Source organism: Algibacter lectus (genome assembly GCF_900112395.1).
Lineage (GTDB): Bacteria > Bacteroidota > Bacteroidia > Flavobacteriales > Flavobacteriaceae > Algibacter > Algibacter lectus.
The window spans coordinates 66528-82726 of sequence record NZ_FOLN01000005.1; the positions used below are offsets into that span (position 1 = coordinate 66528).

Here is a 16199-nt window from a genome sequence, read left to right on the forward strand (position 1 = left end):
ATAACCTGTATTTAAGTGAGATCTTTGAAGTGTTAAACAATTAAAACACAACATTATGAAAACTTTATCTCTTATTTTCGCTTTATTATTTTCAATAACTTTTACTACCGCTCAAACCTCCGAAGGCAAAAACAACACTAGCAGTATTCATGTTAAAATAAACAAACTACCTTCTAGTAACGGCCATGTTATTTTAACTCTGCATAGCGAGGAAACCTTTATGAAATCTGCTGGTATAAGAACCATTAAAGCTGAAATTACTGATGGCAAAATTGATGTGAATTTTGAAGACATTACACCTGGAACTTACGCCATTTTAGTTATACATGATACTAATGACAACAATAAAATGGATTTTCAACCAAATGGCATGCCAAAGGAAGCTTACGGCGCATCGAACAATAATATGAGTTTTGGTCCTCCTCAATTTTCTAATGCTAAATTTGAGGTTAATGATGAAGATTTAGAAATGAAAATTATTCTGTAGTAAATAATATCTTTTAAACTTTAATATTGAAAAAAACCTAAAGCAAGTTTTAAGTTAAACTTGCTTTAGGTTTTTTATTTTTATTTTTTCTTCGGCCCCACCAAATTAAAAACCCGGTGACAGATAATGATGTTGCAATAACACCTGTGAGAAAGGTTATTAACTTACCTATTTGGCCCCACCACTGTCCCATATGTAATTGCCAAACAATATTTTCTGTTTTAGTCTTAATAATTAAAGGTTTTTGCATTTCTATTTTTTCTCCGGTGTATTTATTGTAAACGGTTACATCTAAATTTTCAATACTTTTAAGTCCAGGTTTACCAGAATTAAACGTATAACTACCTGCTTTATCCAAATTAAAAACCCACGAATTCACAGCTTCTTTTTCGGGGTATTCATTCTCTAAAGTTTTATAAGCCAGAGATACTAAATCTTTCGCTACAAGTGTACTATCAGCTTTTGGTAAAAAGGTTTCTAATTTTTCGGTATCACCACCAGAGAGCTTTACAGTAAAATCCATTAAAGGATGAAAGAATATAATTAACCCTGTTATACTTAAAATAATACTGCTAGGCAAAGCATAAAAGCCAAGCACATTATGCAAATCGTAATTTAAACGTTTAAATCTAGCTCTCCATTTTATTTTAAAACTAGCTTGCCTCGTTGCTTTTGTCCATTTTTTAGGCCACCATAACACCAAACCTGTAATACAACCTATTAAGAAAATAATTGTAGAAATTATTACAATCCATCCGCCAATAGGCCCTGCCAACAATTCGGCATGTAAATGTGCCACTACAAAGAAAAAATAAACAGTACTATCAATTTTTAAAACAGAGCCCGTATAAGGATTCATATAAATCATAACCAAGCTTTTTTCTTTTATATCGAACACACGAAGTCTAATACTACGAGCTGGGTCTTTAAAAAACACCAGTTCTGAAATACGGTAATTGGGGTTTAAACCTTCTATGTTATTAAAAATTTCATCGTGAGTAATTCTATTTTCTTGTGGAGTAACGTATAGCGAACTACCTGCTGATAAATCCATGATTTCATCACTATAAACAATAATTGTACCTGTAAGACAGACAAACAAAACTATAATTCCTGACACTAAACTTGGCCAAAGATGAAGCCAAGCTACTACTTTTTGAAACTTACTTTTATTTTTCTTTTTAGCCATTTTTTTAACCTTAAAAAAGGACAGTAAAAATCACCGTCCCTTAGATAATATTCAATTAACACATTTTGAATTTATACGAAAATCAAAAAGAGAACGCCTTACTAACTAGCGTTCTCTTTAGCTTTTACTTTATTTAAAAAACACTATAAAATAAACCTACTCTAAAATTGAAAGGTTTTTGCGGAATTCCATATCCGTTATAATATTCTTTATCCAAAAGATTATCTACTTTTAAACTTACTTTATACTTGCCTTTTTTGTAAAATGCTGTTGCATCTACGGTTGTATAAGCATCGGAACCAAAATTGTTTGTTGTGCTGTTGTAAATCTCACTCATATGGTTGGCTCCTACTCCAAAACCTAAACCTTTTACTTTACCTTTTAAGGCCTGGTAACTCAACCAAAAATCCCAAACAGTTTCTGGTGTATAACTTAAACTATTTCCAATAAGATCTTCACTTCCTGAACTCACTTTTTCTAAAGTTGCATTATTTTTACTGAAACCAGCCACAATATTTAAACCTGGTAATGGGTTTGCTATAAGGTCTATTTCAAAACCTTTACTTAATGTTTCTCCTGTTTGCGAGCTAATACCATTTTCATCAACAATAATATCATTATCAATTCTAATATTATAATAACTAATGGTACTTAATAATTTACCATTAAAGAAATTTAATTTACTTCCTACTTCAAATTGCTTAGCTCTTTCAGCATCCCAAGTAATAATTTCACCATTTCCATTATCTGATGGTGCATTGTTACTAAGTCCATCCATATAATTCACAAATAATGATGCTTTATCATCAAATGGATTATAGGCTAAACCTAATTTAGTACTAAGTGCATTTTGGTTATATCCATTACTTCCTTCTGCTCCATTTGATATGGTATTGTCAGACATAAAACGATCGAAACGTAAACCTCCAGTAAAAGTTAATTCTTTATTTAAAGTTATGGCATCGAAAACATAAAAGCCTAAAGTTTGAAACTTAGTAATTGTTTTATTCTTTGTTTCATCGGCTATATTGGCTTCAAACTGCTCGTTTGTTAGACCTGTTATTACCGGGTTTGTAATATCTACGGCATCTATAGCATTCCAAACTCCCGTGCGCTGTGTATCATCTAAATTATTTAAATAACTTAAACCTGCTACAAATTTATTATCAATTTTTTCGCCTTCAATTACATTTAAAAAATCTTGTTGAATATGTGTATTATCTGTTTCTCTAGGGTCTAATTGAAGATAATATCTGCCAACGTTAGTTTCATCGAGCATAACAACTCTTAGGTAATTAGCATCGGTAAATGAATTCGCTTTAGTAAATGTTGTTTTGGCTGTCCAGCTATGTGTAAGTTTATAATCTATTTTTATTTGACTTACTACAGATGAAAAATAACCTGCCATTTCATTAGTACCATAATTTGTATCAAAATCCCAGTTTAAATCATCCCAAGAGTTGACACTATCAGAAATAAGATTAGAAGATAAACCTCTAGCAAAATTTAAATTACGTTTACTCTGGTTGTATTCTAAGTTTCCTTGAATTGTTAATCTATCTGATAATTTTAAAGTTAACGAGGGAGCAAGCATAAACTCTCTTTTAATGCCCTGATCCTGAAAACTATTTTCGGTGTTATAAGCTCCATTAAATCTAAAATACACTTGGTCTTCTTTATCTAATACTGTATTATAATCAATGGTTGCTCTATTTTGGTCCCAACGGCCAGTGATATAACCAATATCTAGTTTTTTTCCGCTATAAGCTTGCTTAGTAACCTTATTTACAATACCACCAAAATTCGCTACATTGTTAACATTAGCACCATAAAATAAAGATGCCGGACCTTTAACAAGTTCTATTCTTTCAATATTTTGAGGATCAATTGGAGCCTTAATCCAAGCTATCCCACCGTTTCTTAAATGAACATCAGACCTAAACCCTCTTAAATATACACTTACGTTACCATCGTTAGATTCTACATAACCACCACCTGTAATACTTTTAAAAGAAGAAGGTAAATCTGTATTTATTTGTTCCTTTAATAAAGCATTAGTTACCACAGAATAAGATTGTGGATTGTTAATATTTTTTAATGGTACGCGAGCAACATATTCCGATTCTTTATGAGCAAATTGATTTAAACGCTCAGCAATAACGATTACCTCGCTTAATTGTTCTTGGTTTTCATTTAAAATAATATCGTTGATTTTAACTTCAGGTTCATTTACCTCTATGTCAACTGTTTTTGTTTCCATTCCCATTAAGGAAAACTTTAATGTATAATTTCCATAAGAAATGTTTTTAATAGAATACTCCCCGTTTTCATCGGTCATAGTTCCTATTTTAGTAGATTTAATGAGAACATTAATAAAAGCTGCTGGACTATTATCCGATGTTAAAACTTTTCCGGCTATACGACCTTTATTCTCCTGAGCATAAGTGGTTGCTAGCATAAGCAAAGCAAGAGTTGTGCTTAAAATTTTTGATACTTTCATAAAATTAATTTGGTTTTATTAAAAAACAGGATTTTACTTTAATTTAGACTAAATATAAATAATATTTATATTTTTGTGCAAATGTAGATAAGTGCGCCCTTTAGGCTATAACGCAAAGAGTTTTTTAACCAACGTAAAAAGAAGTAATGAAAACCATACTAAAAAGTTCGATGTTTGAAAACAACGTTTTGGTTAAACGTTTTGAAAAAGACTTTAAAACTTCGGGTTTTATTGAACAAAAGAAACAAATAGATTATGCTTTAGTAAAAGGTACATTGATTGAAATATCTATTAATGGTCTACGTATTTTAATAAGAAATGTTAAAACCGAAGATTACAGTGTTGATGTACAGCACGATTTTCCGTTTTTTAAATTACAATTTGAAATTGAAGGCTCTAGTTTTTATGAGCCTTTAGATAAATGCCAGCCTAAAGTTTATATCCCTAATGCGCATTACAATTTATTCTATTTACCAAAAGTTCAGGGGACACTAACCTATAAAAAAGGACATAGAAAAACCTTAGAAATTCTATTTACCGAAAATTACTTAAAAGATATAATAGGTGAAAATTTTAATGAGATACTACATCGATTTGGGACCGCCATATCAAGAAAAACACCTTTTTTTATGTGGGATAAAAGCCAACCAATAACTAATGATTTACAAAACCATATTAATGAAATTGTATTTTGTAATTATCACAAAGATTTAAAAAAACCTTATTTAGAAGCCAAGATAAAGGAGTTACTTATTTTATTATTAGCACAAACCAATGATAACATTAATACGGATACACCTTTCAATCTTCCTGAAACGGATTATAATGCCATACTAAAAGTAGAATGTTATATAAATACACATTTAAAAGACACCTTAACAATTCCTGAATTAGCCATAATTGCAGGTATGAACACCACAAAATTAAAACAGGGCTTTAAATTAATATTTTCAACAACTATTTTTAAATACATATCTTGTTTAAGAATGGAACAGGCTAAAAAACAGATAGTAGAAAAAAAATGTACAGTAGCAGAAGCGGCATACCATGTTGGGTATAAGCATCCGCAACATTTTACTGTAGCTTTTAAAAAAATATACGGTTATTTACCAAGCGATCTAACTTAGTGGCAAAACAGATATTTTTAAACATAAAAAAGGCGACCTAAGTAGATCGCCTTTTTTCGCTATTAATCAATTAATTTATTTTAAACTGTTTCGTTCAACCAAGCTTTCATCATCCAAACAGTTTTTTCTTGTTCGGTAATAAAATCGCTCATCATAGAACCTGTTCCTTCATCGCTAGCATCGCCTGCTTTTTCTAATATTTCACGTTCAATTTTTAATAATTGAGCTAAAGAATCTACAATTAACCTAACAGCTAAATCATCTTGAGAAATATTTTTACCAACAGGTACTTGTGCCTTCGCTGCATAATCTTCAAAAGTATGTAATGGTGTATCCCCTAAAGTTAAAATACGCTCTGCAATTTCGTCTACCTTGGTATTAGCATCGGTATACAATTCTTCGAATTTAACGTGTAAATCAAAAAAACGTTTACCCTTAATATTCCAGTGAATACCTCTTAAATTTTGATAATATATTTGAAAATTAGCTAAAAGATGATTCAAATCTGTTGCTATTTCTTGTGTTTTTATGGTATCTAAACCTATTGTATTTAAAGTCATTACGATGTGTTTTTTATGTTCATACAAATTTAAGTCATAAAAAAAGCTTTTTAGCATAAGTTTTATTGATAGTTTTTATATTTTTATAGTCAAAATTGATTCTTATGACAATTACCCAATTATCTTATGTTTTGGCTGTTGCCGAAAACCAGAACTTCACTAAAGCTGCCGAAAAGTGCTTTGTTACGCAGCCTACTTTAAGTATGCAAATTCAGAAATTAGAAGATCAACTCGATATTTTAATTTTTGACAGAAGTAAAAAACCTATTGAACTTACCGATGTTGGGCGAAAAATTGTAACCCAAGCTAGAAATATTGTAAACGAATCTTACAGAATTCAAGATATTGTAGATCAACAAAAAGGATTTATTGGTGGTGAATTTAAATTAGGAATTATACCAACAGTAATGCCTACTCTACTGCCTATGTTTTTGAAAAACTTCATAAAGAAACACCCTAAGGTGAAACTTAAAATTGAAGAATTAACTACGGAAGAAATAATGGCACGTATAAAAGATGGTCATTTAGATGCTGCCATTGCCGCAACACCTTTAGAAGATGAAAGCATAAAAGAGCGTGTACTCTATTTTGAGCCTTTTGTAAGCTATATACCAAAAAGCCACAGACTATATAAAAACAAAACAATTGATGTATCAGATTTAGATGTAGATGATATGCTACTTTTAGAAGATGGTCACTGTTTTAGAGATGGTGTAATAAACCTGTGTAAAGCGTTTAAAAATCAAACCGATGAAACATTTCAATTAGAAAGTGGAAGCATTGAAACTTTAATTAGACTATCTAATGAAGGTTTAGGCATGACGCTTCTACCCTATTTACATACCCTAGAAATTAACGAAAAAGAAAAAGAGAATCTACGCTATTTCAACGAGCCATCTCCTGCTCGTGAAGTGAGTTTGATTTACCATAAAAGCGAGTTAAAAATGCAGATTATCGAAGCTTTACAAGATGTTATTTCCGGTGTGGTTCGTGGAGCGATTGCTTTCCAAAATGTAAAAATTATTAGCCCATTACCGAAATAGAAACTATTCCAATAAGGTTTATATAAAATAAAAAGATTCACAGAAGTTTAATTTCTCTGTGAATCTTTTTTGTTGGCAAACACCTGGTTTACATATACTTTTAATAAAAGATATTATAGCGCAAAGTTGACGTAAATAGAAAAACGGTTTTTAGATTTCACATTCCCGCCAAATAAATCTTGACTTAATGGCGCAGTGTAATTTGCTCCGAAAATAAATTTTTCAATAGCAAATTCAGAACCTATAGTACCACTTAATATCTTTCCATCAGTATCTGCTAAAGTTTCGCCATATTGAGTGATTTTATCGTAGACATCACCAGAAACCCCAATAAATGGCATTATATTGTAAGTTTCCTTCGGAAAGGTTGTGAAAAAATTAGCTGAATAACTAAACTGATTTCCGAATTGATAATCGTTTTTATTTTCGCCTTTCAGGTAATAGGTCATAAGTGTATTTACTCCAAATTTATTAGTTCCATAATTATAGCCAACAGCAAAAACACCATCTACACTACCGGTACCAACCTGAAAACCAGGATTAACATTATCTGCCAAAGCTTCTTCAAACTTACCCGTTGGAAGTTTTGCACCAACACCAAATTGTAGAGAGTGTCCCGACGCTATACGCTCGGTATTAAAGGTTAGGGAGTCGCTTTCTTTTTTATAAAACTGTAATTTATACCAGCCCATAACACTACTGTCTCCCAAACCATTTAGGTTTTCATTATTCCCTTCGGAATACTCTCTATTTAGATCTTGATAAGGCACATTCACACTCACATAAAAGGCATCATTTATAGGCAATTGCGCCCATAATTGATACGTATTAAAGGTTTCTTTAGTTATCGGAGAGTTAGAAAAAATTCCATCTTTAGATTCGAAGTTTTGATAAATATAACGGATGCCAACAAAATTAGCATTGCTTAATGTACCAAAACCAAAACTACCTGAACTAGTAGAACAACCACACAAATCGCACATAACGCTTAATGGTTCAAAAACATGTTCGTGAACACCAAATGGCGGATCTATCTCCCTTGCTTCCATCACCCCTATATTTAGCACAAATGCAACCGCAAGAACGCTTATTTTTTTAATATTCTGAAAATCTATCATCGGTCAAAAACTCATTATCTGTTAATGTGTAAAGAAATGCTATTATGCTCTCTTTTTCGTAATCGGAAAGTGTGATACCCAAGCTCCCATCTTCTCTATTAAACGCCTGGTCTACGTTACCATTATCGGTCATGCCAGAATCATAAAAATTTAAAACGGCTTCTAAGGTAGAAAAGCGTCCATCGTGCATGTATGGTAATGATAGCTCTACGTTACGCAAACTTGGCACCTTAAATTTATATAAATCGGCTGGGTCTTCAAAAATATCATATCGTCCTTTATCATCTAGCTTCGGATTTATTGACAAGCCATTGTTGCGGTAACTATGGTCCGTAAATAAATCGGTAGCATGACAGGTTGCGCATTTATTTTGAAAAGTATTTAAACCGTCCAATTCAATTTCGGTTAGCACCACACCGTCTTCACTTCTTACGTATTTATCGTATTTTGAGTTTGACGACACCATCATAAGCATAAATTGTGAAAGCGCTTTTAGCATATTTTCGCTATTTATCTCGCCATCTTCAAAAGCTTTTGGAAACTGCTTTTGATAATAAGCATCTGCACTAAGTTTACTTAATACATTACTTAAAGTTTCTCCCATTTCAACCTCACTTGTTAATGGAATTATAGGTTGAAAATCTAGATGCGTAGCGGCACCATCCCACATAAACTCCGATTGATATGCTAAGTTTTGAATGGGTTGCGCATTACGCGTTCCAATACCACCATTTACACCATGACTAACGGTGTGTTCGTGGTGAGTGAAAGCAAAGGCTTGCTCATGGCAAAAAGCACATGGAATAGCATCGTTTGCCGATAGTTTACCATCGTAAAACAAGCTTTTCCCTAACTCGAAACCTGCTTCAGTTACTGGATTATTATCCAGATTATAACCCATTTCCGGAAAATTAGCTGGTTGCTCTACATTTAAATACACCGGAACATAAACCTCTGTATTGGATGATTTGGAACAAGATAGGACACTGACAACTGCCAAAGTAATAAGAACTATTTTTTTCATTTTAATAAGTGTTAAACCAACGAAATAAACGCTACCTCTTTGGTATTAATAAATACACTCCTTTGTTTGATAAAACAAATAAGTTTCCTCGGTAGGTTATACCGAGGAAATTATTATCTAAAAAAAATTAGTCGTTATGCACGTGGTGTACAGAAAATATGCCACTCATGTTTGTTGCAATTACACCTGTTGTAGTTTCATCGGTATGCACTTGTGCATAACCATCATCGAAACTTACAGAAGTTACACCATCAAAAACCTGAGCAATATCTGCCTTAATATGTACCGATGGCTCATTACCTTCTCTTACTAATACTTCGTTTGGAAAAGTCAAGGTTGTTTCTTTGTAGTTATCTATAGCCGTACCAACGCTTCCCATGTGGATGTTTAATGCTGCATCAGTTTCCGTTTCAGAAGTATAAGTTCCATCGAATCTCATAAACCTATATCCAGTGGCCCAAGACCACATCATACCTTCATCTTGCGCTGTAGTAAGGAAATCTCCTTGACCATCTGCTCCAGAAGCATAACGCTCTTGATCGATACCAATTCCAAAAGTTACTTGAGTATAATTTGCTGCATCTACATCTTCTAAAGTAATATAGATTTCGCCTGCAGTATTTCCGTTTGCTTCACTTACAATAAAGATATTGTCTTCTGCTGGGTATGTGTAAACATTACCGTCGCTATCTGTTAAGCTTACATTTGATATTAAATATTTTAATGTTTCTAATTGGTAAGTTTCACCGTTATCTTTAGTGTAAGTTGTTCCGAAAATAAAATCTTGATCGCCAACACCGTTATCGAATTTAAGGATTAAATCTCCTGTTTGTCCTGTTAAATCTTCTGTATTACCATCATCGTCTGATGAACATGAAGCGATAGTTATAGATAATAAAAGTGCGATTGTATATTTTAAAATTTTCATTAGTAATGGTATAAGTATATAACAGCCTTATCGTCATTATTTGGACGGCTGCTAAATTATTGTAAAATTGATTTTAATAAGTATGTTTAAGGCTGGTTTGCCTTTTTAAGAAATCAAATTACACCATTGGTGGACGAAAATGGTTATGCTCGTATAAATATGCATAACTACTATTACAGATTGTATTTACTATTTTATTTAAAGGAATTTGAGTTTCCTTTAAATTGAAATTTTCGTTTTCTTGAAAGTATAGCGCGAATAAATACTCGGTTAATAATACTACTGTTTTACTATCGTCTTGAGGATTGGTATCGGTTTGTAATTGTTTTGCTAAATGACATTTACCGTTACAGGCGAGTTCTACTTTTTCTTTGTTGATACAGAAAACCTCGGTAATATAATCCACATTTATTTCGTAATAAGCCAAATAACTCAGGTTATAGAGTGGCTTTATTACAAAGGCAATGAGTAATATGAATACAAAAGTCTTTTTCAACGGTAATTTTATAGTTTGGCAAATGTAAAAAAGTTTAGATTATTTTTATAAGAAAAACTTGCGTTAGTTTAAAACTTTAACGGTTTTTAATTTTAATAACTGCGCTTACCGATTGCCCTGCGTTAAGGATTGAACGGCCTGTTTAAGCTCCCCGACCAACGGAAGGGAGCGAGTAGTGAAAGCCTGCCCCATACTGTGCCCTTAAAGCACAGTATGGGGAACGCCCTAATTTTATTCAAAAAAAAAAGCGACCGTTTGGCCGCTTTATAACTTAATGGTCTAATAGTACCATACATTGATTTAATTCTGGGTTTTGCTGAACGAGCGATTGTATAAAGATTTTAAGTTCTTCTATCTCGTAAGGTAACAATCGGTTTAGGGCCTTTTTTACCTCTTTGCAAAACAACGATGTGTCGAAACTAACTTTATTAAGCACTGTTTTAGTGTACTCAAGCATTGCTCTTGCCATAATATTGGGTTTGGTTTAGGTTTGTAATAAAAAGTAGATTTAATTTATAAGCTCGGGATTATTAGATTATAAATTTAGTAAAAAAAATATCAATACTTATAATTTTAGATAACATTAACACATATAAAACTATTTGTTTATAATTATTTAACGCTGTAATTACGAGTATGAGAATTTATAAGCATTATTCTTAGAAATATGTAAAAAGCTGAACAAATGCTGTGAACTGCTTAGTTTAGGGCATAAAAAAAGAGCCTCTTATGATAGAGGCTCTTTTTAGATTATGTAAACTAAAATTTTATTTTACTAAAACTTTTTGTGTGTACATTTTATCTTGACTAATCATTCTTAAAATATAAGTTCCTGCTGCTTTATCTTTTAAAGATATTACAGAGTTTGAAACATCTAAAGTACCTTTAAGTACTTGTTCTCCAAGAAGATTATATAAATAGTACACATAATTACTATCTGTGTTTACTAATTTTACATTTAAAACACCGTTTGAAACTGGGTTAGGATATAAAACTGGAGCTTGAGAGCTTAAACCAGCTACTTCGTCTGTTCCTAAAGTTACTAACGGACCTGTGCTTAAATTTGCTTGCCAGCTACCTCTACCATAAGTTGCTGCTCTAATTATTCCAGTAGATTCTGTCGGATAGAATATCTCTAAATCTTGAACGGCACATTTTGGCAAATCGGTTAAAAATGGAACTGCCGAGCTTACATTATTATCGATAGCATAAACGCCTAAATCTGCTCCTATATAAACCTCATCGTAAAGACTATTTTTTCTGTAAACAACAGTATTCATTGGGATATTAGGTAATCCGTTTGATACGTTTACCCATGTTGCTCCTGCATCTGTAGTTTTGTATACTTTTTCACCATCTGAATATCCTGAAAACACAACCCAAACCTTAGATGCATCGGTATTAGAGATGGTTAAATCTTTTAATTTAGCATTTGCAACTGGTAAACCTGCAGAAATATCTGTCCATGTAGACCCCGTATTTGTAGATTTTGAGATAATATTCTCTTTTATCACATAGATTACATTGTTACTACTTGGTGCAATCTCAAAACTTAAAATATTTTTATCTGCTGGGCTTGGAGCAATAGCTCCTGTTTTGCTGTGTGTAAAATCACTATTACCCGAAAACATATCTGTACTTACATATAAGTGCGGACGACCACCAATGTAAACGTTGTCCACATTTCCTGGGTCTTGCTCTATCGGGCTAAACCATTGACCTTTTGGTAAAGGTGTTGTCCAAGTTACATCTCTATAATCAGCACCACCATCTGTAGATAAAAAGAAATCTCCATTGGTTGTAGATGATACAATATAGTTATCGTTAGTTCTATCAATAAAACCATCTTCACCATCACCACCGGTTAATACAGACCAAGCTCCGTTTTTATGTAATAGCGAACCAATATCTTGTAAGCCTGCGAAATAAAAATCTTCGGTTGTTTCAGATAATTCAATATTAGTTTGTTGACCTACAGCAATATTAGAAGTAATATCTGTCCATGATATACCATCGTCTGTACTTTTGTAAATACCACCATCGCAGGTTGCGAATAAGGTAGTTGTAGCCGTATCTCCAGGTAAATATTGAAGATATTGTACATCTGCATGCATATAAGCCTCTGGTGCGTCACCTTCCCCTGGGTGGTTTGGGTCTGTACCTCTCCAATACGTAATACGCGTCCAGTTTAATCCACCATCGACAGATTGCCATTGGTTTACACCTCCAATTGTAATTTTATCTTCATTATTTGGAGACACTGTTATTGCTAAATCATGATTGGCTTGCCCTCCTTCTGACGCTGCAGTTGGAGCCATATCTGAATGTAAAATATTTGGTGTAGATGCAGATGATTGTTTTGTAAATGTATCTCCACTATCTGTTGAACGGTAAAACCCTTCAAACCCTGAATCACTTTCTCTCCCTACGATAGCATATACATAATCACTATCAGCTTCTGTTACGGCTAATTCAATTCTAATAACATCGTTAGCATTTGGTAAGTTTGCTGAATCTATATAATCCCAATTATCTCCACCGTCTGATGTTTTATACATTTCATACCCGCCAGCATAAGCTACAGTTGAGCTGCCTGGCTTATATTCGATATCGAAAAATGTAAAAGTAGGACTAGTTTCTGTACCACTTGGAGCAGTGTGTGTCGCCCAACCATCGGTAGTTTTAAAAATTCCTTTGTTTGTGGCGACCAACATGATGTTTGATTGGTTTGGGTCCATAACAATTTTATTGATTTTATATTCGTCTTGAGCTGTAAACACTAAACTTGTAGTATTCCAGTTTAAACCACCATCGGTAGATTTCATGACACCAATACTACTTCTATCGCTACCTCTATCTCCAGTAGCTAAATACATTATATCTGTATTATTTGGGTCGATAACTAGACCAGAACAACCAATTATAGGTAAATAATCGGTATTAGTTGTCCAAGTAGTTCCACCATCTGTTGTTTTCCAAAGTCCACCATCTGGTGCTCCAACAAACATAGTTGTTGTTGGATTATTTGGATCGAAAGTCACAAAATTTAAACGACCAGATCCAGAATCGTACCCTGAAGCAATCGCATTTTGATTTAAAGATACCCATTGAGACGATGTTAATGTCGCCTTCATTTTACTGTTAGCATTTCTAGCTAATTTATTATTGTAACGTTGTTGCCACTCAATAAAATTTGGATACGTATGAGATGGTAAAGACATATCTCCAGATGGGTAAATTTTATCTGCAATTTGATTTTCCCAACGTTTAAAAATTTTATACCCTTGTCCTTTTTCTGGAGCTTTATTCTCCCAGTACTGATTAAATTTTTCTTGAACACTGTAAAATGTTTCATTTTTACTAGATCCCATTTTTGCCCAACTTTTATCGTTTTGCCCAAACGATAAAATTGAAAAAAATGCAGTTAATACAAATGCGTAGAGTTTTCTCATTTCTTGATGAATTAATTAAGTTTAAATAAATATGTTTTTTGTGTCGTTTAATTAAATTAACTAAGACTTAGTTTAGACCTAGATAATTACAATACAAATATCTACACACTACCTTTAAATAAATAATTTTGAACTACTCAGGTACTACACACTTCAGTAAATATGTACCATTACAATGATTATACTGATAACACAAAGCGCTTTAAACACACCTGTATTTTTAATAATAACCAAAGTAATTCCTCCATATTAAACAGTCTTTTTGAAAACAAAAAAAACGACTACCTAATGAAATAGGTAATCGCTTTTAGCAATAAAACATATCTATTAAATTTTAGTAATAGCTAACTCGTTTTTAATAGAACAAATTTTAATGTATTCTCAACCCTCTACTTTTTGCGCATTAAAAAATCTAATCCTTACCATTTTGTTAATCGATATGAAGTTTATTCTCGAAATACAGCGCCTATTAGTTTTATTAATGCACCAACAAATATCTAAAAGACTTTAATGATTACTTGTATTTTAAACTACTCAGGTACTACTTACACTCGAAAAATTTTATTTTGAAGACTATTGATCACTTAAATTCTAACTTTCTACTTTTTTTAAACTCTTAAAAGAAGTATTGAGATACTCTACTAATGTAAAATCACTTTTTTGAAGATCCATTTTTTTTGCGATACGGTATCTTTTTCCTTCAACAGCTCTAGTAGAGCTATTTAAAAACACAGCGATTTCCTTGCTTTTAAAACCGACGAATAAATAATAACATATTATAACTTCAGAATCGCTTAACTGAGGATATTCATTTTTTATTTGGGTGAAGAAATCAATATTAAACTCATTTACTAATTCTAAATGGTTTTCTGTTTTATCTAATAACAACGACGAATCTAAATGAAGGTTTTTCAATAATTCCTTTATCTTTTTTCGCTGTGCATCTCCCGAATCCATAGACGAGATAGACTTAATCTCCTTTTTAACCTCAACAATATAATCTTCTAAACCATGAACCTTTACTTTGAGTTTTTCGTGAGTCGATTTTAAATAGGTAAACTCATCGTTACTTTTTTCAAAGTTGGTAATTACCTTTTTAGTTTTCTTTTTATTTAACGTATAGAGCACAAAAAGTAAAATTAAAAGCACTGCCAAAGCTATAAGCCACTTAATAATGTGCCACTTTTTTTCTTGCTCAGCTTTTAGTTCTGTTTCTACGTCTAATAATGAATCTCCAATATTAATACTAGAATCCATTATTTCATTCAACATTTTATGTTCAAAAACTTTTAAAGAATCTATATATTGAGTTTTAGCTTCATGGTTCTCCTTTAAATCGTAATAATTAATTTTTAGATTGAAGTAGTTTCTTAAATCATAATCGTTCATTGCGTGCTTTAGCAATTTAGATTCTGATATGTAATAAAAACTAGAGTCTACCTGCTTGTTTTCTAAATAAAAATCGGCTAGACCAGTCTGTATCGTTGCCAAATGCGATTGATATAATGATTTAGAAAGCGTTGCGTTTCCTTCTAAAGATTTTAGAATATTGAAATATTTATGACTTTTACCAATATCTCCTAAATCAATATAATTGGAGCTTAACATAAAAAGCGCGTACATATAATAGTAAGCATCATCTTTTATGCTTTTGTAATTTTCTAATTGTTCTAAAATAAGTTTATTACTTTTTTTAAAATTCCCGCTAAAAAACTCCACATAAGCAGGCATTTGCATAACCTCTACTAAACCATTTTTATTTCCGCTTAGCTCATAAAACTTTTTAGCGTTATCTAAATATTTATATGCGCTAGAATCTTTTTTGATTAAATAAGTATTATAAAAAAGCTCTAATGACGCGGCACCGGCAGCGTCGTAATTTTTCTCTAACTCCGCATATTTTAAAGCTAATGTAAAATTTTGGTAGCGTTTAGCCGTCTCATTAAATTTATCGTTAATTAAAGCCTTTAACTCGTAATAACAAGCCAAATGATTCTTTACATTTTTTTTAATAGGGTTGGGAATAGAATCTAAGTACTGTCGCGCTATTTTAGGGTTCTCGGAGAATGAATCGCTTGCCAATTCTAAAAACCTTAAATATTTATCTTCATGATTGTGCTGAGAAAAGACACTAAAAACAACAAAGAAAGGGATTAATAATATAAACTTATTTAAGAATTTAAAATTCAAAATAATTAGAGGGGTTAATTAGTTTATGCGTTTGGTTAAACAAAAGTAGCTAATAAACAAAAAAAAGCTGTGTTAAAACACAGCT

At 32.1% G+C, this 16199-nt stretch carries 13 protein-coding genes; 3 read left to right on the forward strand and 10 right to left on the reverse strand.

The features are described from left to right. The first annotated feature begins 55 nt into the window (after positions 1-55). On the forward strand, positions 56-487 hold the full coding sequence (locus BM246_RS10230) for a DUF2141 domain-containing protein (RefSeq protein ID WP_042495573.1): 432 nt from the start codon (positions 56-58) through the stop codon (positions 485-487). 49 nt (positions 488-536) lie between these two features. On the opposite strand, the gene BM246_RS10235 is transcribed toward BM246_RS10230, so the two are convergent. Together BM246_RS10235 and BM246_RS10240 are read right to left on the reverse strand one after the other, a co-directional pair. Further along, positions 537-1676: a PepSY-associated TM helix domain-containing protein gene (locus BM246_RS10235; RefSeq protein ID WP_074937686.1), complete on the reverse strand. Its 1140-nt coding sequence runs from the start codon at positions 1674-1676 to the stop codon at positions 537-539. 133 nt (positions 1677-1809) lie between these two features. Beyond that, positions 1810-4176 (reverse strand): TonB-dependent receptor, encoded by a 2367-nt coding sequence (locus BM246_RS10240; RefSeq protein WP_074937688.1) that lies wholly within the window; start codon positions 4174-4176, stop codon positions 1810-1812. Positions 4177-4322: 146 nt separating this feature from the next. On the opposite strand from BM246_RS10240, the gene BM246_RS10245 reads away from it, so the two are divergent. Continuing rightward, the gene (locus BM246_RS10245) at positions 4323-5303 is read left to right on the forward strand and encodes a helix-turn-helix domain-containing protein (protein WP_074937692.1); all 981 of its coding nucleotides are present in this window, start codon (positions 4323-4325) and stop codon (positions 5301-5303) included. A gap of 80 nt (positions 5304-5383) precedes the next feature. On the opposite strand, the gene BM246_RS10250 is transcribed toward BM246_RS10245, so the two are convergent. Beyond that, positions 5384-5863 (reverse strand): Dps family protein, encoded by a 480-nt coding sequence (locus tag BM246_RS10250; RefSeq protein WP_042495584.1) that lies wholly within the window; start codon positions 5861-5863, stop codon positions 5384-5386. Between the two features lie 104 nt (positions 5864-5967). Between BM246_RS10250 and BM246_RS10255 the strand changes: the two genes are divergently transcribed. Further along, positions 5968-6906: a LysR substrate-binding domain-containing protein gene (locus BM246_RS10255; protein WP_042495587.1), complete on the forward strand. Its 939-nt coding sequence runs from the start codon at positions 5968-5970 to the stop codon at positions 6904-6906. Between the two features lie 113 nt (positions 6907-7019). Here the strand turns inward: BM246_RS10255 and BM246_RS10260 are convergent, their stop codons facing one another. The 7 genes from BM246_RS10260 to BM246_RS10290 form a co-directional block, all read right to left on the reverse strand. Then, a complete protein-coding gene (locus BM246_RS10260) occupies positions 7020-7955 on the reverse strand; it encodes a transporter family protein (protein ID WP_175489791.1) in 936 nt (311 codons plus the stop codon). A gap of 46 nt (positions 7956-8001) precedes the next feature. Next, positions 8002-9048: a cytochrome-c peroxidase gene (locus BM246_RS10265; RefSeq protein WP_042495590.1), complete on the reverse strand. Its 1047-nt coding sequence runs from the start codon at positions 9046-9048 to the stop codon at positions 8002-8004. Positions 9049-9175: 127 nt separating this feature from the next. After that, the gene (locus BM246_RS10270; protein WP_042495592.1) at positions 9176-9976 is read right to left on the reverse strand and encodes an MbnP family protein; all 801 of its coding nucleotides are present in this window, start codon (positions 9974-9976) and stop codon (positions 9176-9178) included. 118 nt (positions 9977-10094) lie between these two features. Continuing rightward, positions 10095-10472, reverse strand: a complete 378-nt coding sequence (locus BM246_RS10275; RefSeq protein WP_139221878.1) for a hypothetical protein — start codon at positions 10470-10472, stop codon at positions 10095-10097. A gap of 271 nt (positions 10473-10743) precedes the next feature. After that, on the reverse strand, positions 10744-10941 hold the full coding sequence (locus tag BM246_RS10280) for a hypothetical protein (protein ID WP_042495598.1): 198 nt from the start codon (positions 10939-10941) through the stop codon (positions 10744-10746). A gap of 298 nt (positions 10942-11239) precedes the next feature. Beyond that, positions 11240-13924 (reverse strand): T9SS type A sorting domain-containing protein, encoded by a 2685-nt coding sequence (locus tag BM246_RS10285; protein ID WP_074937697.1) that lies wholly within the window; start codon positions 13922-13924, stop codon positions 11240-11242. A 591-nt stretch (positions 13925-14515) separates the two neighbouring features. Next, positions 14516-16114, reverse strand: coding sequence for a helix-turn-helix transcriptional regulator (locus tag BM246_RS10290; protein WP_139221879.1), 1599 nt, complete (start codon positions 16112-16114; stop codon positions 14516-14518). Between the last annotated feature and the right edge of the window lie 85 nt (positions 16115-16199).

Excerpts from the sequence above, each read along its gene's own strand:
- BM246_RS10230 (WP_042495573.1), top strand. The coding sequence starts at position 56 with ATGAAAACTTTATCTCTTATTTTCGCTTTATTATTTTCAATAACTTTT.
- BM246_RS10235 (WP_074937686.1), bottom strand. The coding sequence starts at position 1,676 with ATGGCTAAAAAGAAAAATAAAAGTAAGTTTCAAAAAGTAGTAGCTTGG.
- BM246_RS10240 (WP_074937688.1), bottom strand. The coding sequence starts at position 4,176 with ATGAAAGTATCAAAAATTTTAAGCACAACTCTTGCTTTGCTTATGCTA.
- BM246_RS10245 (WP_074937692.1), top strand. The coding sequence starts at position 4,323 with ATGAAAACCATACTAAAAAGTTCGATGTTTGAAAACAACGTTTTGGTT.
- BM246_RS10250 (WP_042495584.1), bottom strand. The coding sequence starts at position 5,863 with ATGACTTTAAATACAATAGGTTTAGATACCATAAAAACACAAGAAATA.
- BM246_RS10255 (WP_042495587.1), top strand. The coding sequence starts at position 5,968 with ATGACAATTACCCAATTATCTTATGTTTTGGCTGTTGCCGAAAACCAG.
- BM246_RS10260 (WP_175489791.1), bottom strand. The coding sequence starts at position 7,955 with ATGGAAGCAAGGGAGATAGATCCGCCATTTGGTGTTCACGAACATGTT.
- BM246_RS10265 (WP_042495590.1), bottom strand. The coding sequence starts at position 9,048 with ATGAAAAAAATAGTTCTTATTACTTTGGCAGTTGTCAGTGTCCTATCT.
- BM246_RS10270 (WP_042495592.1), bottom strand. The coding sequence starts at position 9,976 with ATGAAAATTTTAAAATATACAATCGCACTTTTATTATCTATAACTATC.
- BM246_RS10280 (WP_042495598.1), bottom strand. The coding sequence starts at position 10,941 with ATGGCAAGAGCAATGCTTGAGTACACTAAAACAGTGCTTAATAAAGTT.
- BM246_RS10285 (WP_074937697.1), bottom strand. The coding sequence starts at position 13,924 with ATGAGAAAACTCTACGCATTTGTATTAACTGCATTTTTTTCAATTTTA.